This is a genomic window from uncultured Chitinophaga sp. (genome assembly GCF_937898475.1).
Taxonomy (GTDB): domain Bacteria; phylum Bacteroidota; class Bacteroidia; order Chitinophagales; family Chitinophagaceae; genus Chitinophaga.
Genome location: NZ_CALEJS010000016.1, coordinates 694314 through 714806, shown reverse-complemented (window position 1 = coordinate 714806; position 20493 = coordinate 694314). Strand labels below are relative to the sequence as shown.

Here is a 20493-nt window from a genome sequence, read left to right as displayed (position 1 = left end):
TAACATGGAGCAGAAAAAGTATTGGAAAGGCTTGGAGGAGTTGCACGATACCAAAGGACACCAGGAAATCGTAAAGAATGAATTCCGGGAAGAACTGCCCTTTGATGAAAACGAAAGCCTGTTGAATGCTACAACACCCCGCAGGGACTTTCTGAAGTACCTGGGGTTCACCACCGCTGCCGCTACTATAGCAGCCAGCTGTGAAATACCGGTTAAAAAAGCCATTCCTTACGTAAATAAGCCGGAAGAAATCACGCCCGGCGTACCTAACTATTATGCATCTACGTACGCCGTAGATGGCGAGTTCGTGCCCGTAGTTGTAAAGACCCGCGAAGGCCGTCCTATCAAAATAGAAGGTAATACCCTCAGCTCTGTAACCGGTGGCGCTACCACTGCCAAGGTACAGGCTGCGGTACTGAGCCTGTACGATGTTGCCCGCCTGCGTTATCCTACCATCAACGGTACGGAAACCACCTGGGCAGAGCTGGACAAACAGGTGAAAGCCGCTTTAGGCGCCCTGGGCGGTCAGCCGGTTGTGCTGCTTACCTCTACCATTCTCAGCCCCTCTACCAAGAAAGTGATCGGCGAGTTCCTGGCTAAATATCCCGGCTCCCGCCATGTTACATACGATGCAGTATCCTACTCCGGTATGCTGCTGGCTAACGAGGCCGCCTATGGTAAAAGAGTACTGCCTTCTTACCACTTCGAAAATGCAAAAACAATAGTAAGCCTGGGTGCAGACTTCCTCGGAACCTGGTTAAGCCCGGCTGAATTTGCCAAACAATACGGCGCTACCCGTAAGATCAATGCAGCGAAACCGGAAATGAGCAAACATTTCCATTTCGAAAGCATGATGAGCCTTACCGGCGCCAATGCCGACGAAAGATTTACACACAAACCTTCCGAAACCGGTGCTGTGGCACTGGCCCTGTACAATGCCGTTAACGGCGGTGCAGTAAGCGGCATAGCAGACAAACGCCTGGCAGATGGTATCACCAAAGCCGCCCGCGCGCTGAAAGCCAGCCAGGGTAAAGCACTGGTGGTATCCGGCTCCAACGATGTGAACGTACAGCTGATCGTAAACGCCATCAACAACCTGGTAGGCGCTAACGGTACTACCATTGACTGGGCGGTTACTTCCAACTACCGCCAGGGTATTGACGGTGATATGGCACAGCTGGTGAACGACCTGAATGCAGGCAGCATCGGCGCACTGTTCATTCACGGTGTAAACCCTGTGTACGATTATTTCGATGCCAAACGTTTTGCCGATGGTCTGAAGAAAGCTAAACTCACCGTTTCTTTCAACGACCGTAAAGACGAAACCACTGAGCTGGTTAAATACGCTGCACCTGACCACCACTTCCTGGAAAGCTGGGGCGATGCAGAAGGTAAAACCGGTTACTTCAGCTTTACACAGCCTACTATTGCGCCCCTGTTCAAAACACGCGCATTTGAAGATAGCCTGCTCTCCTGGAGCGGCAACACTACCAACTGGGTAGATTACCTGAAGAACGAATGGATCGCTAAACTTGGCGGACAGGAAGCATGGGACAAAGCGCTGCAGGACGGCGTAATTGAGCCCACCACTGCTCCTGCCCTGGCTGGCGCTGCCTTTACCGGCGATGTGGCCGCTGCTACCGCAAAGATCAGCAGCGCCAAAAAAGGCGGTAAGTTTGAACTGGTACTGTATGAAAAAGTAGCCATCGGTAACGGTAAACTGGCTAACAACCCCTGGTTGCAGGAAATGCCCGACCCGATCACCCGCTCTACCTGGGACAACTACGCCTGTGTGTCCAACACCCTGGCTAAGACCTTCAACGAAGAGCTGGGCGATGACTACGAGATCAATGCCGACAAGAAAGTATTGAAAATAAAAGCTAACGGCAAAGAGATCGAGCTGCCGCTGCTGATCGTGCCTGGTATCCATCCCGAAGTGATCGCTATCGCCGTAGGTTACGGCCGTAGCCTGAACGCCGGAAGGGCTGCCGGTAACATCGGTAAGAACGCTTATCCTTTTGTTAGCTACAACGGTCAGACCTTTGACTACTTTGCTGCTGATGCTGCTGTAGAAGCAACCGGCGCTACTTATCAAATTGGTCTTACCCAGACGCATAACAGCTACGAAGGCCGCCCGATCATTAAAGAAACCACCCTGGAAGAGTTCATCAAGAACCCGAAAGAGGTGAATGAAGATCGTGCTGAGCTGAGCAAATATGGTGCAGACTTCCGTTCAGATGCTACCCTGTATCCGAACTATCCTTACCCCGGCATCAAATGGGGTATGTCTATAGACCTGAATACCTGCTTTGGTTGCGGCGCCTGCGTGGTGGCCTGTACTGCAGAGAACAACGTTCCCGTGGTAGGTAAAGAGCAGGTGATCAAGGCGCACGAAATGCACTGGCTGCGTATTGACCGCTACTTCAGCGGCGATGAGAACAACCCTGAAGTGGTGTTCCAGCCGATGCTGTGCCAGCACTGTGATAATGCTCCCTGTGAGAATGTTTGTCCGGTAGCTGCTACCAACCACAGCTCTGAAGGTATTAACCAGATGGCATATAACCGTTGTATCGGTACCCGCTACTGCGCCAACAACTGTCCGTATAAAGTTCGCCGCTTTAACTGGAGAGACTGGAACGGTGCAGACAGCTTCGAAAACAACCTGTACGATGTAGCTGATATGAACGATAACCTGACCCGCATGGTGCTGAACCCTGACGTAGTAGTACGCAGCCGCGGTGTGATGGAAAAATGTTCTTTCTGCGTACAACGCCTGCAGGACGCTAAACTGACTGCCAAGAAAGAAGGCCGCCCCGTGAAGGATGGCGAAGCCAAAACTGCTTGTCAGCAGGCCTGCGCAGCAGACGCCATCGTATTCGGTAACGTGAATGACAAGGACAGCCGCATCTACCAGGTGCGTACCCAGGAACAGCAGGACAGGCTGTACTATGTGCTGGAAGAAACACATACACTGCCTTCCATCAACTACCTGGCTAAGATCCGTAACAAGGATGCTGCTCCCAAGGCAGAAGCCGGTCATCACGAAGCAGCGCATCACGGATAATCAGGATAAACCAGAGATCAGATCAAAAAAAAGATAAGGGCTGCTAGTCAGCAACTAACAGCTAAAAGCTTTAAGAACTATGCATTTAAAGTACGAATCCACACTGAGAGAACCTTTAGTTGATGGGGTAAAGGATTATCACAAGGTAACCGAAGATATTATCGGCCCCATTGAAGCCAAGCCCGGAAAATTGTGGTATGTGGGCTTCTTCATATCGCTGTCACTCTTAGCGTTTGGCGTGTTTTCTGTGACCTGGGAGGTGTATTACGGTACCGGGGTGTGGAATCTGAACAAAACAATCGGTTGGGGTTGGGACATTACCAACTTCGTATGGTGGGTAGGTATCGGTCACGCCGGTACGCTGATCTCCGCTATCTTGCTGCTGTTCCGCCAGGGATGGCGTACAGGGGTGAACCGTGCGGCAGAAGCGATGACCATCTTCGCGGTAATGTGCGCCGGTCAGTTCCCGATCTTCCACATGGGTCGTGTATGGATGGCCTTCTTCGTACTGCCTTATCCCAACACCCGTGGCCCGCTGTGGGTAAACTTTAACTCTCCGCTGCTGTGGGACGTGTTTGCGATCTCTACCTACTTCACGGTATCACTGCTGTTCTGGTATTCAGGTCTGATCCCTGACTTTGCCACCGTGCGTGACAGGGCTAAAACCAAACTGCGTAAACTGCTGTATGGTATCGCATCTTTCGGCTGGACCGGCTCTACCAAACACTGGCAGCGTCATGAGGCATTATCACTGGTGCTGGCTGGTTTGTCCACTCCGCTGGTACTTTCCGTACACACCATCGTATCTTTTGACTTTGCCACTTCTGTGATCCCGGGCTGGCACACCACCATCTTCCCCCCTTACTTCGTAGCGGGTGCGATCTTCTCCGGCTTCGCGATGGTGCAGACACTGCTGATCATCACACGTAAAATATTACACCTGGAAGATTACATCACCATCGGCCACATGGAGGCGATGAACAAGGTGATCGTACTGACAGGTTCTATCGTAGGTTGCGCTTACCTCACCGAGCTGTTCATGGCATGGTATGGCGGTGTACAATATGAATTTGACACTTTCTACAAATACCGCGCTGCCGGTCCGCTGGGCTGGTCTTACTGGATCATGATGACCTGTAACGTGATCACGCCGCAGGTGTTCTGGTTCCGTAAGATGAGAAGAAACGTAATGGTAACATTCATTATGTCTATCATCGTGAACATCGGTATGTGGTTTGAGCGTTTTGTGATCATCTGTACTTCACTGTACCGTGACTACCTGCCCTCCAGCTGGTCTTACTACCGTCCGTCCTGGCCTGAGGTTGGTTTCTACATGGGTACATTCGGTTTGTTCTTTACCTGCTACTTCCTGTTCGCCAAATACTTCCCGGTGATCGCAGTAGCTGAGATCAAGCACGTACTGAAGACATCCGGCGAAAGCTTTAAGGATAAAATGCAGAAATACGAAACGGAGGATGCTGATAAGTTTGCGCACGATGTAGCACATGCGCACTAATTGGCAACCGGCAACTAACAACTATTAATCAGACTTTGAATTTTTCAACATATGGCTGCAAAAAATTTTGTTGTAGGTGTTTTTGATGATGAGGCGGTGTTATTCCCGGCAGTAAAGAAGGTACGTGCCGCAGGATACAAGATCCATGACGTATACACTCCTTTCCCGGTGCATGGCCTGGATCATGCCATGGGCCTGAGAGAGACCAGCCTGCATACAGCCGGTTTCATATACGGTATCACCGGTACTACTACGGCATTATCTTTCATGAGCTGGGTATTTACCAGTGACTGGCCGATGAACATTGGCGGTAAGCCGCATTTCCCGCTGCCGGCGTTCATCCCCATTACCTTTGAGTTGACGGTACTGTTCTCTGCAGTAGGTATGGTGCTTACTTTCTGCTATCTCTGCCAGATAGCGCCTTTTGTGAAGAAGCACATTTTCCACCCGCGTCAGACAGACGATAAGTTTGTAATGGCCATTGAGGTGACTGCCAAATCTTCTGCAGAGGATGTGAAGAATTTCCTGGCCAGTGTTGGTGCGCAGGAGATCAATGAGCAGCGTGCTGAAACCGGATGGTGGCTGGGCCGCTTTGACCGCGAAGACCGCCTGTTCAGCGAGCAACCGGCTCCGTTAAATGCATAATTGAAAACGAGTAAAAAGACGAAAGCGCTCAGATGAGATCGAAAGGTTCCATTTGACAATATAAAAGACGAACTACTTCAAATGAAAAGGACTTCCAACATATTAGTAGTAGCTGCTTTGGCAGGCGGAGCTTTACTGGCGGCCTGTAATACAGGAGAAAACCACAGAAAGCCCGGCAGGATCTATATGCCGGATATGTATGAATCCCGTGCATACGAGTTCTACAACCCGCGCCTGGCCGGCCTGAAGCCTGTGGAAGGAACAGTTAAGAGAGGAGAATTACTGCCTTACCATGTGAAGGAAGGTGATACTGCGCTGGCTAATACTATTAAGAACCCGCTGACTATTACAGAGGCTGATCTGGCAGAAGGAAAACGTTTGTACAACATCTACTGCGGTATCTGCCACGGTACCTCTCTGGATGGTAACGGTCCACTGTATAAAGGCGGTGATGGTCCTTATCCCGCGGCACCGGCTAACCTGGCTGCAGGTGGTCCTAAATCCCACTACACCCAGGGCAGGCTGTTCTACGTAATGACCTATGGATGGAACGCGATGGGCAGCTACGCCAGCCAGCTGGACAGAACACAGCGCTGGAAGATAGCCGCTTACATCAAGAGCGTACAGGGTGGAGAAGCTGTTGCGCTGCCTGATGCTGCGCCTGCAACACCGGCTGCAGGACCAGCTGCCGCAACCGGAGACAGCACATCAAACAAATAAACAGGAATAGTATTTAGATCCATATAAATACGGTAAGTAACTAGCAAGAAAATTTCGACAAATTAGTAACAAATGAAGGACCAATTTGTAATACCAGCAAAATTGAGAACAGCCAGTTTCGTGCTGATGGGCATTGGCGTACTCACATTATTGATCGGATTAGTGGCGCTTCACGGCGAGCACGGGTCTACCCGTTTTTGGGCTGGCATTTTGCAGAACAGTACTTTCTTTCTGCTGGTAACATTGGCCAGTACTTTCTTTATTGCAGCTACTACGCTGGCGCACGGGGGATGGCAGATCGCTTTCCGCCGCGTACCGGAAGCTATATCAATGGCAGTACCTGTACTGGGCGCCATTGTTTTCATTGTACTGATGATCATTGTGTTTGGTGGTAAAGAGCACATCTACCACTGGGTAAATGCAGAGCATGTGAAACATGACCGTGTGCTGAGCTGGAAATCTGCTTTCCTGAGCAAAGGTTTCTATACTACCGCCACTATCATTACGATCGGCCTCTGGGCTTTCTTCACTGTAAAGCTGCGTAACATGTCGCTGCAGGAAGATACCTGGGACCTGTCTCCCGAATCCGGCCGCCGTATCCTGTGGAGGAACACGGTATGGTGTGGCGGTTTTGCAGTGATCTTTGCCCTGAGCGTTGGTTCTACCACTCCCTGGCTGTGGCTGATGAGCATTGATGCGCACTGGTTCTCTACCATGTACAGCTGGTATACATTTGCAAGCACCTGGGTATCCGGCCTGTCATTGATTGCGTTGTTCGTGATCTACCTGAAAGGCAAGGGCTATCTTTCATTTGTGAATGAAGAGCACCTGCACGACCTGGGTAAATTCATGTTTGCATTCAGCATCTTCTGGACTTACCTGTGGTTCTCCCAGTACATGCTGATCTGGTATGCCAACATGCCTGAAGAAACCGAGTACTTCAAACCCCGCGTATGGGGCGAATGGCGCCCGGTGTTCTTCCTGAACCTGATCATCAACTTTATCCTGCCTTTGCTGCTGCTGATGAAACGCGATACCAAACGTAACTATACAGCGGTAACTTATATAGCCATACTGATCATCTTTGGTCACTGGCTGGACTTCTTCCAGATGGTAATGCCGGGCACCGTGCAGGAGCTGCACTTCCCCTGGTATGAGCTGGGCCTGGGGCTGGGTTTTGTTGGGGTGATCATTTTCGTGGTGATCAACCAGCTGGCAAAAGCTCCACTGGTTCCGAAGAATCATCCTTATCTGAAAGAAAGTATTGTACACCACACCTGATGAGGGGCTAAAGTGGAACTAGAAACAACGTAAAGCATTAGATAACTTAATTATTTCAAATAGCAATGTCAGGTTTTTTAGCAGTCTTAGTTGTTGTGCTCATATTCGTAGTTATCTTCCAGATCGCGAAGGCGAGCGAATATGTGTCCATATTGAAGGGTGAAAAGAAGGCCCGCCAGCAGAACAACCGCATTAACGGCTTTTTGCTGATCGCTTTCCTGGTGCTGGGACTCATAGGCGTATATTACTGTAATGAGCTGTTGAAAGGTAAGATATTGGGAGAAGCCGCCTCTGAACAGGGAGATTCTATTGACAACATGATCATGTGGACACTTTACATTACCGGTATCGTGTTCGTGATCACCCAGATCCTCCTGTTCTGGTTTGCCTTCAAATACCAGGAGAGAGAAGGCCAGAAAGCCTACTACTTCCCTCATAACAACAAGCTGGAAGTGATCTGGACAGTTATACCTGCCATTGCGCTGACCGTGCTGGTGGCTATCGGCCTCCGTCACTGGTTCCGTATCACCTCAGAAGCTCCCAAAGACGCTATGGTGGTAGAGATCACCGGTAAACAGTTCAACTGGCTGATCCGCTACCCCGGTAAAGACGGCCAGCTGGGCAGCAAATTCTACAAAAACATCAATGACGCTACCAACCCTGTTGGCCAGGATTGGGACGATCAGCTGAATAAAGACGACTTCATGGCTACCGAAATGCACCTGGTAGTGGGCAAACCTGTGAAACTGATCATCGGTTCCCGCGATGTGGTGCATGATGTTGGTCTGCCTCACTTCCGTATGAAGATGGACGCGGTACCCGGTATCCCTACCACCATGTGGATCACGCCTAAATTTACCACAGCACAGATGAAAGAGAAGACCGGTAACCCGGACTTTATCTACGAGATCGCCTGTGACCAGATGTGCGGCGCCGGTCACTATTCCATGAGAGCCAACATTGTGGTAGAAACCCAGGAAGAATTCGATGCCTGGGTGGCCAAGCAGAAATCACAATATGAACTGGCGCATGGCGCTGCCACACCAGCCGCTCCGCAACAGGAGGCCGCTAAAGACAGCACCCAGAAAGCCGTGGCTGCTATTATTGACTAAGACGTAAATTTGTAGGCAAAAACACTTAAAAGCAATAAGCCCGAACCCTTTAGCCAGGCGAAGGCTTTATAATAAACAGAACCGATTATGAGTAACGAAGCAACCTTGCACAGTCATCAACATGAGGTAACGCATGGCACAGTGGCACATGACGACCATGGCAACGGGCATCACGAACATCATGAAGACAGCTTCATTTCGAAGTATGTTTTCAGTATGGATCATAAAATGATCGCCAAGCAGTTCCTGATCACAGGTATTATCTGGGCTATCATAGGCGCTGCTTTTTCTGTAATATTCCGATTGCAGCTGGCTTTCCCGGATACATCTTTCCCCTTCCTGGAAACCATCCTGGGCCATTGGGCTAAAGGCGGCCATATTACGCCGGAAGCTTACTATGCACTGGTAACCATGCACGGCACCATCCTGGTGTTCTTTGTATTGACTGCCGGTTTGAGCGGTACCTTCTCCAACCTGCTGATACCTTTACAGGTGGGTGCACGTGACATGGCCTCTCCTTTCATGAACATGCTGAGCTACTGGTTCTTCTTCCTGGCCAGCCTGGTAATGGTGGCTTCCCTGTTTGTGCAGACAGGTCCTGCTTCCGGCGGCTGGACGGCTTATCCTCCGCTGAGCGCCCTGGGCGATGCTTCTATCGGTTCCAAGATCGGTATGGACCTCTGGCTCACCAGTATGGCGCTGTTCGTTGTTTCGCAGCTGCTGGGTGGCCTGAACTATATTTCTACTATCCTGAACATGCGTACCAAAGGTATGAGCATGACCAAGATACCGCTGACCATCTGGTCTTTCTTCTTCACCGCTGTACTGGGTGTGTTATCCTTCCCCGTACTGCTGTCTGGCTTCATCCTGCTGCTGTTTGACCGTCACGCAGGCACCAGCTTCTACCTGAGCGAGCTGTTTGTAGCCGGTAAGGCATTGTCTAACGAAGGCGGTAGCGCCATCCTCTACCAGCACTTGTTCTGGTTCCTGGGTCACCCGGAAGTATATATCATCATCCTCCCTGCGATGGGTATGGTATCTGAGGTACTGGCGGTAAACTCCCGCAAACCGATCTTCGGTTACCTGGCAATGGTGGGCTCCCTGTTCGCTATCGCTATCCTGGCGTTCCTGGTATGGGCGCACCACATGTTCGTTACGGGTCTGAACCCGTTCCTGGGTGCATTCTTCGTACTGTTAACACTGCTGATCGCCGTACCGTCTGCCATCAAGGTGTTTAACTGGCTCACCACTATCTGGAAAGGTAATATCCGCTTTACGCCGGCTGCCCTGTTTGGTATCGGCTTTGTGAGCACCTTTATCTCCGGTGGTCTGACCGGTATCTGGCTGGGTAACTCTTCTATCGACATTCACCTGCACGATACTTACTTCGTGATCGCGCACTTCCATATAGTAATGGGTGTATCTGCCTTCTTCGGTATGTTTGCCGGTATCTATCACTGGTACCCCAAAATGTACAGCCGCTATATGAATAATACCCTGGGTTATATCCACTTCTGGATCACCCTGGTAGGCGCTTACTGTATCTTCTGGCCTATGCACTATGAAGGTATGGCGGGTATGCCCAGAAGGTATTTTGACTACTCCAACTGGGAGTCTTTCAAACAGTTTGTAGAGCTGAACAAGTTTATCAGTATTGTGGTGCTTATCGTATTTGCCACACAGCTGCTGTTCGTGTTCAACTTCTTCTATAGCATTTTCAAGGGCCGGAAGCTTACTACTACCAACCCCTGGAATGCCACTACACTGGAATGGACCACCCCGATTCATCCGGGACATGGTAACTGGCCTGGTGAAATTCCGGAAGTACACCGCTGGGCATATGACTACAGTAAAGATGGTCATGACTTTATACCGCAGACGGTACCTGTATCTCCGGACGAATCGAAACATTGATAAATCAAATCAGCTGTTGGCTATTAGCTTTTAGCAGCTAGTAGCTGACAGCGAATAGTCAGATAAGTGTTGCAAGAAAACTCCATAAAGTTGTCATTTTCGTATGCAGTAGCCAGTAAAGCGAGGGATTACTTTCAGCTGATGAAGTTTAACCTCACTTTCATGGTGGTGTTCTCAAGTGTGTGGGGCTATCTGCTGGTGCCAGAGGTGGAGTTCAGTTTACTGAAAGTTCTTTTTCTATTTGCAGGTGGGCTGCTGGTATCTGGTTCGGCTAATACCATTAACCAGATACTGGAAAAAAATACAGACAAGCTGATGGCCCGTACCGCTAACCGTCCGCTACCGGCCGGCCGCATTTCTGAAACAGAAGCGGCGGTGGTGGCAGTGATCACGGGAGCGGGTGGTATAGCCATCATGGCCCTGGCCTTTAACTGGCTGAGCGCTGCATTGAGCCTGTTTTCGCTGTTGCTGTATGGGTTTGTGTATACGCCCTGGAAAAAATGGAACTCGCTGGCGGTGCTGGTGGGCGCTATTCCGGGTGCATTGCCGCCGCTCATTGGCTGGGCGGCAGGAGCAGACAGTCTGAGTGAAGGCGGCTGGGCATTGTTTGCCATCCAGTTCCTGTGGCAGTTCCCGCATTTCTGGGCCATTGCCTGGATAGCGCACCAGGACTACACAAGAGCAGGCTTTAAATTATTGCCGGCAGCTGGCGGACCAAACAAGATGACCGCGCTTCAGGCTGTAACCTATGCGTTGCTGCTGATACCGGCGGGCATTGCGCCTTACCTGTTGAAGCTGACCGGCAGCATATCTGCCGTGATCTGTATCCTGGCCGGGGTATTTTTCCTGTACCGTGCTATTGTGCTGTACCGGAAATTAGACGTGCCTGCTGCCAGGAAGCTGATGTTCGGCTCTTATATTTATTTGACAGTAGTGCAGCTGGCTTTGCTGGCTGATAAAGTATAAAATCAGAGGAGTGATGCAGGCAATGAGCGTACAACGTAAAAAAATACATCCGCACAAATATTCCCTATGGATTGCTATGGGCAGCATCAGTATGATGTTCATAGGGTTTACCAGTGCCTACGTTGTAAAGCGCGCGCAAGCCAACTGGCTGGCGTTTGAGCTGCCCCACATTTTCTGGATATCCACTGCCGTGATCCTGATCAGCAGTGTTACCATCCAGATGGCGGTAAAGCAGTTCAAGGAGCGTAACATGAAACGATATAAGCAGCTGATCACCCTTACTGCGGTATTGGGTGTAATATTTGCGGCATTCCAGTGTGCTGGTTTTGCCCAGATGAGCGACCGGGGTTTACCGCTGAGCGGGCCGGTATCAGCTTCTTTCATTTATGTGATCGTAGGTATGCACATGTTGCACGTGCTGGGTGGTGTAGTAGCCTTGCTGATCATGTTTGGCAGGGCATTCAGAACAAGGGTGCGCGTTTACAGCGCAGTACCCATCGAGGTGGCCTCGCTCTACTGGCATTTTGTAGACGCGCTCTGGATCTACCTCCTGATATTTCTGAGTATCGCTAGATAAACTTTATAAATTTTCAATTACAAGTAAAAAATGGATACAGCAGTTACAGCGAAGAAAAAATGGTGGGGTGGAGGGTATTCTCCCTTTAATGTGAGCTACGGAAAGTTGATGATGTGGTACTTCCTGATGTCAGATGCATTCACCTTTGGCGCATTGCTGATATCATACGGTACTATTCGTTTCATGAGCACCTCCTGGCCTGATGCCAATGACGTGTTCCATGCATTTCCGTTCATGGGTCACATGAACCTGCCGCTGGTGTTTGTGAGCCTGATGACCTTCATCCTTATCATGAGCTCTGTAACCATGGTGCTGGCCGTACACGCCGGTCATACGAGAGATCGTAACGGCGTAGTGAAATGGCTGTCCTGGACGATTGTTGGCGGCGCTGCCTTCCTGGCCTGTCAGGCATGGGAATGGACGCACCTTTATCATGCAGGCGCATGGTGGGGCCGCAATCCCTTCCTGAATGTTGATGGCACTGTTGCTTCTACCAACTTTACCAACTTCTTCTTTACCATCACCGGTTTCCACGGCCTGCACGTAACATCAGGCGTGGTGCTGAATATCGTGATCCTGGCCAATGTACTGAAAGGTACCTATGAGCAGCGCGGTCACTATGAAATGGTGGAGAAAGTAGGCCTTTACTGGCACTTTGTAGACCTGGTTTGGGTATTTGTGTTTACCTGCTTCTACCTGCTGTAAACCTGGCGGAGAGGATCTAATTGTAATTTTGGAATTTTAAAAAAATCATTCGTAATGGAACATACACATACCGCTGCAGCAGAACATGAGCAACACGGGCATAGCGATGCTGCTGTGAAGACCATCTGGAAAACATTCTGGATCTTATTAGGTATAACAGTTGTTGAGATCGCACTGGCTTTCCTGCACCTGGAAACCGGTTTCCCGAGCAGGCTGGTGCTGAATGCTATCTTCCTGGGTCTGACGGTTGTTAAGGCTTTCTTCATCGTAGCGGAGTTTATGCACCTGCGTCACGAGATCAAGAACCTGATACTGACGATACTGATCCCCCTGATGCTGTTCGTGTGGTTTATCATCGCGTTCCTGGCAGATGGCGATTCCTGGAAGAATATGCGTAAGGATCTGGCTCCGGGCAATCCTAAAGCGCCTGCTGCTGTGGAAGCTCCGCATGCGCATCACTAATGATTGGAATTTATTACAGATATTAAAAAAGACAGGCTATTTCTCGCAGGGCAGTCATAGGATTAATGTTGGCGGTATTGGTTCCGTTGCTTGGGTACCTGATCGTAGATCATTATAGTAAAGACGTGGTACCTATACCACGTCTTTACGTTCCGGAAAGGGTGGATACCGTGGTAAAGGATGGGAAAACCAGCTTTGATACGGTATACCACACCATCCGCAATTTTAAACTCACCAACCAGTCTGGCCAGCAGGTGAGCCTGGAAGACCTTAAGGGTAAGGTACTGCTGGTAGATTTCTTCTTCACTTCGTGTACCAGTATTTGTCCAACGCTTACCAGCAACCTGAAAAAGATCCAGGAAGCTTACGTAAAGAACGACACATTACTGCAGATACTTTCTTTCACCGTTGACCCGGTACGCGACTCTGCTGAAAGGCTGCGGCAATATGCCATAAAACACAATATCAATACGGATACGTGGTGGCTGCTTACCGGTGAAAAGAAGGAGATCTATGATATTGCGCGCAATGATTTCTTTGTATCAGTAACCCAGGGCGATGGTGGTCCGGATGATTTCATCCACACCGAAAAGCTGGTACTGATTGATAAGAACGGCCATATCCGCGGTTATTATAACGGCCTTGATAATGACGCTATCCGCAGGTGCGCTAATGATATTGCCGTTCTGCACCTGGAAAAAGACAGGAACAGGCCTCCCTTCTGGAAGCGCTTGTTCTCCGGTAACGAATAATTTACCTCTCAAGAGGATATCATGAGTATTAAGAACAAAAACCTTAACCTGCCTATCGCCATTGTATCGGTGCTGATACCGGTAGTGGTAGCGGTGTTATTCTACCTGCCGCGCCCTGAAATGGAAGCCGGTTTTGATATACGTATTCTCCCGCTTTTTCATGCTATACTGAACTCTGCCACGGCTATACTGCTGCTGGCCAGCCTTTATTTCATCAAGAACGGGCAGACAAAGGCGCATAAGATAACCAACCTGGTAGCAGTGTCGCTGAGCGCACTCTTTTTGATCTCCTACGTCACCTATCATTTCTTTTCGGAGTCTACCCGTTTTGGCGACATCAACCATGACGGGGTGCTGGATGCGGCAGAAAAGACGCTGGCAGGCGGCGCCAGGTACGTGTACTACTTCATTTTGCTCAGCCATATATTACTGGCAGTGGTGATTGTACCGCTGGTATTGTTTACCCTGCTGCGCGGCCTGCAGGCAGATTATGTGCGGCACCGCAAGATAGCCCGCATCACCTGGCCTATCTGGTTTTATGTGGCTATTACCGGGGTGATTGTTTATGTAATGATTTCTCCGTATTACTAATACTGCGTAACTTTATAGTATGAAAACGATTGGGCAAATAGTGCTGATGTTATTGTGCAGTGTTGCTGCGATGGCGCAATGTTCTCTCTGTACAAAAACTGCGCAGCAGCTGGGCGAAGGCCCCGCTAAAGGCCTGAATAACGGTATCCTCTACCTGGCCATCACTCCCCTGGCGATCATCGGCATACTGGGCTACCGCTGGTGGCGTAGTAATCGTGTGTCCGACAACAATTAAATTAATAATTAAGAATTAGAGTTAGTAGTTAGCAATCATTATGCAGGGCACATGTTGTGCCATTGTTAACTGTTGCAGGTTATGATTGAAACTCGGGACAGTCGAGCCGGAGGTCTGCAGATTGTAAAGGTGACTTTACGAGGTTGCAGTAATGTCCGCTGGCTTTAAGTTCGTAAAAGCGGCAGTTGAGGCACATGGTCTGCGGGGTGATGATGAACTGCTGGTTAAGCTGGTAGATGGTTTTAAGCAGGCTTTCCAGCAGGTTTTCCAGCTTATCTGCCGGGAGCAGGGAGATGCTGTTATACATGGGCTGTGCAAAGCGCTCTACTTTGGCGGCCAGGGTTTTACCGTCTTTCACCAGGTGCAGGGTATGGCTGCGGGAGTCATTGGCGGTGGCCTTTCTGATCAGCAGGTTTTTACTCTGCAGGGATTTGACGGCATCGCTGATGGTGGCTTTGGTCATATTGAAATAGGCGGCCAGGTAGGTGATGGTCCGCTTTTCTTCGGGATAGTGTTGCAGGAAAACAAGAACCTGGATCTGGATGGGGCTCAGGCCATATTGTTTGGCTTCGTTCCATAGCAGCACACGAAAAGCTTCTGATAGGCGCTCCAGTGCGGCTACCACTTTACTTGAAACGTTTCCGGCCTGTTGTGCGGGGTTGAAAATAGATGTTTTCCCCATGATCCTGCTTTGCTACTATATTTAGTAACCGGCTAATATACAAAAATTTGAAGCCGCAGGAAATATAATGTTAGTGACAGCCTTCGATCTCGTGGATATAGTAGCCTTTTTGTACAATGGTTTGTTCCCAGATGGGCACTACTTCTTCAAGGTGGCAGAAGCGGCATTCTCTTGCGGTGATGTTGGAGCCGGCGTGTACTTTTGAGCGAAGGTAGTCTTTGCCGAAGGTAAGTACGTTTTCGTAGTGGGTATCTGCGGCGACAATGATATCAAAATGCATATAGCCGCCACTTTTCTTCTTTACATAGGTATCAAATACAGCAACTTCCATAGTAGGTGTTTTAGCTAAGGTTCTCGGAGGATTTCAATACCGTATATGATCAAGATTTTAACAGATCTCCTGTGTGGCAGGATCGGGGTATGTCCAAAGGATGACGCTCAGGCTAACGGCTTTGAACCATGCCTGGTTCATTTTTTCAACTTCTTCGGGCCGGTGGCCGTGTTTACTTAAAAAGGGCCGGATAGCGGCGGTAACAGGGTATATGAAGGTAACCATGTAACGGAGGAATACAACGGGAATATCATCCAGACCGCTGTCTGACAAAGGTTGTTCCTTAATACGCTGTGCGATGGCTTCTTCATAGCGGGACCATTGGTTGTTGCGGGGCTGGCAAAGCTGACGGATCCAGTCGCCAAAGCGGGGGCGCAGGGAGTTGAGGTAGTCTGCATCCGGCTTTCCATCCCTGGTGAAGTAATGCGCCAGGTAGTCATTGGCTACCATATGGTCATACCAGATATCCAGGATTGTTTCAGTCTGATCGGAAAGTACCTCGCCAGCCATTTGAAGATAACGTTCATCTTCACGGGTAAATAACAACATTCTCTTCAGTAAAACCAGATCACGAAGGCTCAAAGTTGATGAGGTCATGCCGGCCGACGTACTTTCATAACGCTTGCCATTAATCATACATATATTTTTTAGAGGAGTAGCCACACAAATCCATACCTTACAAATATAATAAGGGTTCCTAACTAAAAAAATTTTTAACAATTCGTTCACTGGCTCTTTTACGCTATATATCAGAGATTTAGCATGCGAAACTTACTTAATAACAGTGAGTAATAGTCAACAATATAAAATTTGTCCAAATTAGCAAAGAAATATTGTTAACGAGTAGTTAACTCTTTATGTCGTAATCAAAACGACGAATGACGCACTAAAATAACCGGTTGTCAGTATTCAATAAAAATATTATATATAAATGATACCTGTCATCATTTTTATTTGAGTTTGTAAGCCGTTGTTTATAGTTTTGAAGCCCGTTAGATTTTACCACGCTCTATTACTCACGCATAGCGAATCAATATAAAGCGAATGAAGCAACTTTTCTTTGGCCTCACCCGGGGCGGCATACCTGTATCTCCATCAATGGACCCGGCTTTATCTGAGGCACAGATAGAACAACCCGGCAGCTTTAATACCCGCCGGGTGCTCTATCTTTCTCTTTTGACAGTACTGAACGCGGTGGTGATCAGCCTGATCGCAAAGGTGCTGTTGATGTTAATTAATCTTATCACCAATATTTCATTTTACGGCACATTCTCCGTGCATGAGGCCACGCCCCTGCATCACCACCTGGGTATATGGGTGATAGCGGTGCCGGTGATCGGGGCTATCATTGTAGGTTTTATGGCCAGGTACGGCTCTTCTGCCATCAGGGGGCATGGTATTCCTGAGGCTATGGAGCAGGTACTGGTGAACAAAAGCCGTATCAAACCGCTGATCACTTTTCTGAAGCCGGTATCTGCGGCAATTTCCATCGGTACCGGTGGTCCGTTCGGTGCTGAGGGGCCGATTATTGCCACGGGTGGCGCGTGGGGTTCTGTGATCGGGCAGGTGCTGCGTATTACCGCGGCTGAGAGAAAGATACTGCTGGCCGCCGGCGCAGCCGCCGGTATGTCGTGCATATTCGGTACTCCCCTGGCGGCAGTGATACTGGCCGTTGAACTGTTATTATTTGAATTCTCGCCACGGAGCATTATCCCCGCCATCCTGAGCTGTATTACCGGCGCCGCATTTCATCACCTTTACTTTGGAGGAGCGCCGGTGTTTACCATGCCTGATGTGCAGGCGCCTACCAATACCGCGCTGCTGGCCTACTCTGTGATAGGAATTGTGATCGGCGTATTGTCTGCCCTGATCACCAAGGCGGTATACCTGATAGAGGATGCGTTTGAGAAGCTGCCTGTTCACTGGATGTGGTGGCCGGCTATCGGCGGCCTGGTGGTAGGTGTGGTAGGTTATTTTGCGCCTGAGACACTGGGTGTGGGTTATGTTAATATTGATAACCTGCTGATGGGGAAAGTAACGCTGCAGACCTTATTTGTGCTGGGGGTGCTTAAATTCATCTCCTGGTCTTTTTCACTGGGCAGCGGTACTTCGGGTGGTACGCTGGCGCCTTTGCTGACCATTGGCGGCGCCGCCGGGTTGTTTGTAGCCTTTTTGTTACAGGCAGCTTTTCCGCAGGTAGAGATCAGCTTTTCCATTGCGGCGCTGATAGGTATGGCGGCTATGTTTGCAGGCGCTACCAGGGCCCTGCTCACCGCTATTATTTTTGCGCTGGAAACCACCCGTGATGCAGATGCTTTGCTGCCGCTGGTAGGTGCCTGTGTAGCGGCTTACTTCATCTCTTTCCTGATGATGCGTAATACGATCATGACAGAGAAGATTGCCCGCAGGGGTATCGTTACGCCCCATGTTTACAAGCCTGATCTGCTGGAAAGCATTTCCGTAAAGGCGGCGATGCTGCAGGAGCTGGTGATGATCAGCCAGGAAAACACGATTGGCGAATTACGCAGCTGGTTATACGAAAACAAATTAGGCAGTCATGATCTGGCCTATCCCGTAGTGGATGCGCACCAGCAGCTGACCGGTATTGTGCAGACGGATGATGTGCTGCAGCCGGATGTGCCTGAAGACGCCTCCGTGACCTACGTTTCTCATACCAATATGGTGACCGCACAGGAAGAAACTTCTTTGCGTGTGGCGGTAGACCTGATGGCGCGTCATAAGCAGGATATACTGCCGATCATCGCTTCCTCGCAGGACAAGCAGTTACTGGGACTGGTGAATTACCGTTCTGTGTTTGCGGCATACCAGCAGGCAAAGCAGGCGGATGAGACCAGCAGCCGTAACATTTCCATTAAGCGGCAGGTGATCAAATTGCTGATCCGTAACGGTGTGCTGAAGTAAGTATTATGCTGAATAGTCGTTTACCAGTTTGTATAAATTAAAATGACCATGCTGCAGCTGTTCCCGTACTTTCTGTATCAGCGCTTTTTTGTCGAGCTGCTGCATACGGCGGTGCTGGATCAGCTGCCATGCTTTTTCTGCCAGTAATACGGCATGCCGTTCATTGTGGCTGATCTGTTGCTGGTGCTGATCAATGGCCTGTATTAATGGCGCAATACCTTCGTTGCGGGTAGCAATGGTTTTTAATACAGGGATCTGCCATCCTGTTTGCGCATGATGTTTTTCTGCGGAGAGCAGGCGGAGGTTTTTTACAAAGGCGTCTGCATTGTCCCGATCTGCTTTATTCACTACAAAGATGTCGGCTATCTCCATCAGTCCGGCTTTCATGGTTTGTATCTCATCGCCGGCTTCGGGCACCACTACCACAACGGTAGTATCTGCAATACCGGCTATTTCCACTTCACTCTGGCCAACCCCCACCGTTTCGATGAACAGGTAATCAAAGCCGGCTGCTTTGATCACATCACTGACCTCTATGATCTTGGGGCTTAATCCTCCCAATGCGCCGCGGTTGGCCATAGAGCGGATGAATACCCGGTGATCATTGAAATGCTGGCTCATACGGATGCGGTCGCCCAGCAAGGCGCCGAAGTTAAAAGGAGAAGAGGGGTCTACTGCAATGATGGCAATACGTTTTTGCTGTTCCAGCAGGGTTTGTATCAGCAGGTTCACCAGGGTGCTTTTACCTGCGCCGGGCGGGCCGGTAATACCTACCACGCGGGTATTGCTGCCAGCCGGCAGCTGCTCCAGCAGCTGTTCATAGCCGGGGGCGCCGTTTTCTACCAGTGAGATGCGGCGGGCCAGTGTTTTCAGGTTGTCAATATCAGCCAGCTTGTGCATTAGGATTGTTTGCTGCAAATTAAAGACTTCGGTATGCATTTAATACAGGCTGCGGTATATTTCCAGGTATTCTGCCGCCATGCGTTCCCAGCTGAACTGCAGGGCATGTTTACGGATAGCATTGGCGGGGCGCTGGTTTTCATAGTGCCACAAACCATTTTCAAACACTTTCTGCATGTGCGCCGGATCAAAGTCACGGAAGTAGTAGGCAAAGCAGCCACCTACTTCAGGCAGGCTGGTCTTGTCTGATAGGAACACCGGTTTGCCAAAGTGCATGGCCTCTATAGCGGGAATGCCGAAGCCTTCGGCGATGGAGGGGAATACAAATGCCATACAGTTTTTCATGTACCAGTATTTGTCTTCTTCGCTGATGGGCCCCAGGAGTTTTACCCTGCCGGCGGCGCCGTAGCGTTTCGCTTCGTTGAGTATACGTTGCCTGTAGGCGTCATTGAACACGGTGCCTGCAATGATCAGTTCTGCATCACAATGTTTGAGCAGGCAGGGAATGGTATGGAAATTCTTTTTGGTGTTTACCACACCGAGGGTGAACAGGAAAGGGAGCTGCGGCCTGTAGCAGGGATGGTCAAAACCCGGGAATTCCTGTACGGCGGCGCCGTTATATACCACTTTATATGGCTTGTTGCCAAGATCCAGGTGGCGCATGACATCGTCTCCCACAAATCTGGAGATGAAGGTGATATAGTCGGCGCGGTTCACATTGCGTTGTGCGTGCGCCAGGTATAGTTTTCTTTTTGCCCCGCTTTTGGCCTCGTGCATGAAGTTGAGGTCATGGATGGTGAGTACTCTCCTGGTGCCTGTTTTAGGACTGCGATAGTCAGATAGCTGGTAAGTGGTATGCCAAACGTCGAAAGCCTTCCGGTGAGGAAGGTACAGTTTATGCAGCGCGTGCTGCCACAAGTAGCCTGCGTCATTTCCGAAATACTTTCCCAGTTTGGGCGGCAGGTAAAAGCTCAGCTGCTCATCAGGCGCTGCCTGTTGTAACAATGACCTGCCAAGTTCATTGCAATAGGTGAAAAGGCCGGTGTTGGCGTTTTTCATCTTCTCGCAATCTATCAATAGTTGCTTCATCCACTTGCGCTTTATGGGATATACATAAC

The 20493-nt window shown here is 49.7% G+C and carries 20 protein-coding genes; 15 read left to right on the top strand and 5 right to left on the bottom strand.

Annotated features, from left to right (window positions below; translation table 11 throughout):
- The first annotated feature begins 4 nt into the window (after positions 1–4).
- From Q0577_RS12755 to Q0577_RS12690, 14 genes are all read left to right on the top strand, one after another.
- The gene (locus Q0577_RS12755; protein WP_298736844.1) at positions 5–3064 is read left to right on the top strand and encodes a TAT-variant-translocated molybdopterin oxidoreductase; all 3060 of its coding nucleotides are present in this window, start codon (positions 5–7) and stop codon (positions 3062–3064) included.
- Positions 3065–3143: 79 nt separating this feature from the next.
- A complete protein-coding gene (gene nrfD / locus Q0577_RS12750; protein ID WP_298736843.1) occupies positions 3144–4580 on the top strand; it encodes an NrfD/PsrC family molybdoenzyme membrane anchor subunit in 1437 nt (478 codons plus the stop codon).
- Between the two features lie 51 nt (positions 4581–4631).
- Positions 4632–5225, top strand: a complete 594-nt coding sequence (locus Q0577_RS12745) for a DUF3341 domain-containing protein (protein WP_298736842.1) — start codon at positions 4632–4634, stop codon at positions 5223–5225.
- Between the two features lie 81 nt (positions 5226–5306).
- The gene (locus Q0577_RS12740) at positions 5307–5945 is read left to right on the top strand and encodes a c-type cytochrome (RefSeq protein WP_298736840.1); all 639 of its coding nucleotides are present in this window, start codon (positions 5307–5309) and stop codon (positions 5943–5945) included.
- A gap of 72 nt (positions 5946–6017) precedes the next feature.
- Positions 6018–7226 carry a quinol:cytochrome C oxidoreductase gene (locus Q0577_RS12735; RefSeq protein ID WP_298736838.1) on the top strand — a complete coding sequence of 403 codons (1209 nt, stop codon included), beginning with the start codon at positions 6018–6020 and terminating at the stop codon, positions 7224–7226.
- Between the two features lie 95 nt (positions 7227–7321).
- Positions 7322–8338 carry a cytochrome c oxidase subunit II gene (locus tag Q0577_RS12730; protein ID WP_298736836.1) on the top strand — a complete coding sequence of 339 codons (1017 nt, stop codon included), beginning with the start codon at positions 7322–7324 and terminating at the stop codon, positions 8336–8338.
- A gap of 87 nt (positions 8339–8425) precedes the next feature.
- Positions 8426–10252, top strand: coding sequence for a cbb3-type cytochrome c oxidase subunit I (locus Q0577_RS12725; RefSeq protein ID WP_298736834.1), 1827 nt, complete (start codon positions 8426–8428; stop codon positions 10250–10252).
- 90 nt (positions 10253–10342) lie between these two features.
- Complete coding sequence (gene cyoE / locus Q0577_RS12720) at positions 10343–11218, top strand: heme o synthase (protein WP_298736832.1); 876 nt, start codon at positions 10343–10345, stop codon at positions 11216–11218.
- A gap of 13 nt (positions 11219–11231) precedes the next feature.
- Positions 11232–11795, top strand: a complete 564-nt coding sequence (locus tag Q0577_RS12715) for a heme-copper oxidase subunit III (RefSeq protein ID WP_298737341.1) — start codon at positions 11232–11234, stop codon at positions 11793–11795.
- A gap of 30 nt (positions 11796–11825) precedes the next feature.
- Positions 11826–12500, top strand: coding sequence for a cytochrome c oxidase subunit 3 (locus Q0577_RS12710; RefSeq protein WP_298736830.1), 675 nt, complete (start codon positions 11826–11828; stop codon positions 12498–12500).
- A gap of 54 nt (positions 12501–12554) precedes the next feature.
- On the top strand, positions 12555–12962 hold the full coding sequence (locus Q0577_RS12705; RefSeq protein ID WP_298736828.1) for a cytochrome C oxidase subunit IV family protein: 408 nt from the start codon (positions 12555–12557) through the stop codon (positions 12960–12962).
- Positions 12963–13087: 125 nt separating this feature from the next.
- Positions 13088–13714, top strand: coding sequence for an SCO family protein (locus Q0577_RS12700; RefSeq protein ID WP_298736825.1), 627 nt, complete (start codon positions 13088–13090; stop codon positions 13712–13714).
- Between the two features lie 21 nt (positions 13715–13735).
- Positions 13736–14305, top strand: a complete 570-nt coding sequence (locus Q0577_RS12695; protein WP_298736821.1) for a DUF420 domain-containing protein — start codon at positions 13736–13738, stop codon at positions 14303–14305.
- Positions 14306–14324: 19 nt separating this feature from the next.
- Positions 14325–14540, top strand: a complete 216-nt coding sequence (locus tag Q0577_RS12690; RefSeq protein ID WP_298736819.1) for a hypothetical protein — start codon at positions 14325–14327, stop codon at positions 14538–14540.
- A gap of 79 nt (positions 14541–14619) precedes the next feature.
- On the opposite strand, the gene Q0577_RS12685 is transcribed toward Q0577_RS12690, so the two are convergent.
- From Q0577_RS12685 to Q0577_RS12675, 3 genes are all read right to left on the bottom strand, one after another.
- Positions 14620–15222 carry a MarR family winged helix-turn-helix transcriptional regulator gene (locus Q0577_RS12685; RefSeq protein WP_298736817.1) on the bottom strand — a complete coding sequence of 201 codons (603 nt, stop codon included), beginning with the start codon at positions 15220–15222 and terminating at the stop codon, positions 14620–14622.
- Positions 15223–15292: 70 nt separating this feature from the next.
- The gene (locus Q0577_RS12680) at positions 15293–15553 is read right to left on the bottom strand and encodes a DUF2024 family protein (RefSeq protein ID WP_298736815.1); all 261 of its coding nucleotides are present in this window, start codon (positions 15551–15553) and stop codon (positions 15293–15295) included.
- A gap of 57 nt (positions 15554–15610) precedes the next feature.
- Positions 15611–16150: a protoglobin domain-containing protein gene (locus tag Q0577_RS12675; protein ID WP_298736813.1), complete on the bottom strand. Its 540-nt coding sequence runs from the start codon at positions 16148–16150 to the stop codon at positions 15611–15613.
- 447 nt (positions 16151–16597) lie between these two features.
- Here Q0577_RS12675 and Q0577_RS12670 point away from each other — a divergent pair, with 447 nt between their 5' ends.
- Complete coding sequence (locus tag Q0577_RS12670) at positions 16598–18475, top strand: chloride channel protein (RefSeq protein WP_298736810.1); 1878 nt, start codon at positions 16598–16600, stop codon at positions 18473–18475.
- Positions 18476–18478: 3 nt separating this feature from the next.
- On the opposite strand, the gene meaB is transcribed toward Q0577_RS12670, so the two are convergent.
- Positions 18479–19375, bottom strand: coding sequence for a methylmalonyl Co-A mutase-associated GTPase MeaB (gene meaB, locus Q0577_RS12665; protein ID WP_298736807.1), 897 nt, complete (start codon positions 19373–19375; stop codon positions 18479–18481).
- Positions 19376–19414: 39 nt separating this feature from the next.
- Entirely contained in the window at positions 19415–20464 is a 1050-nt protein-coding gene (locus Q0577_RS12660; protein WP_298736804.1) for a glycosyltransferase family 1 protein, read from the bottom strand.
- Positions 20465–20493 lie beyond the last annotated feature (29 nt).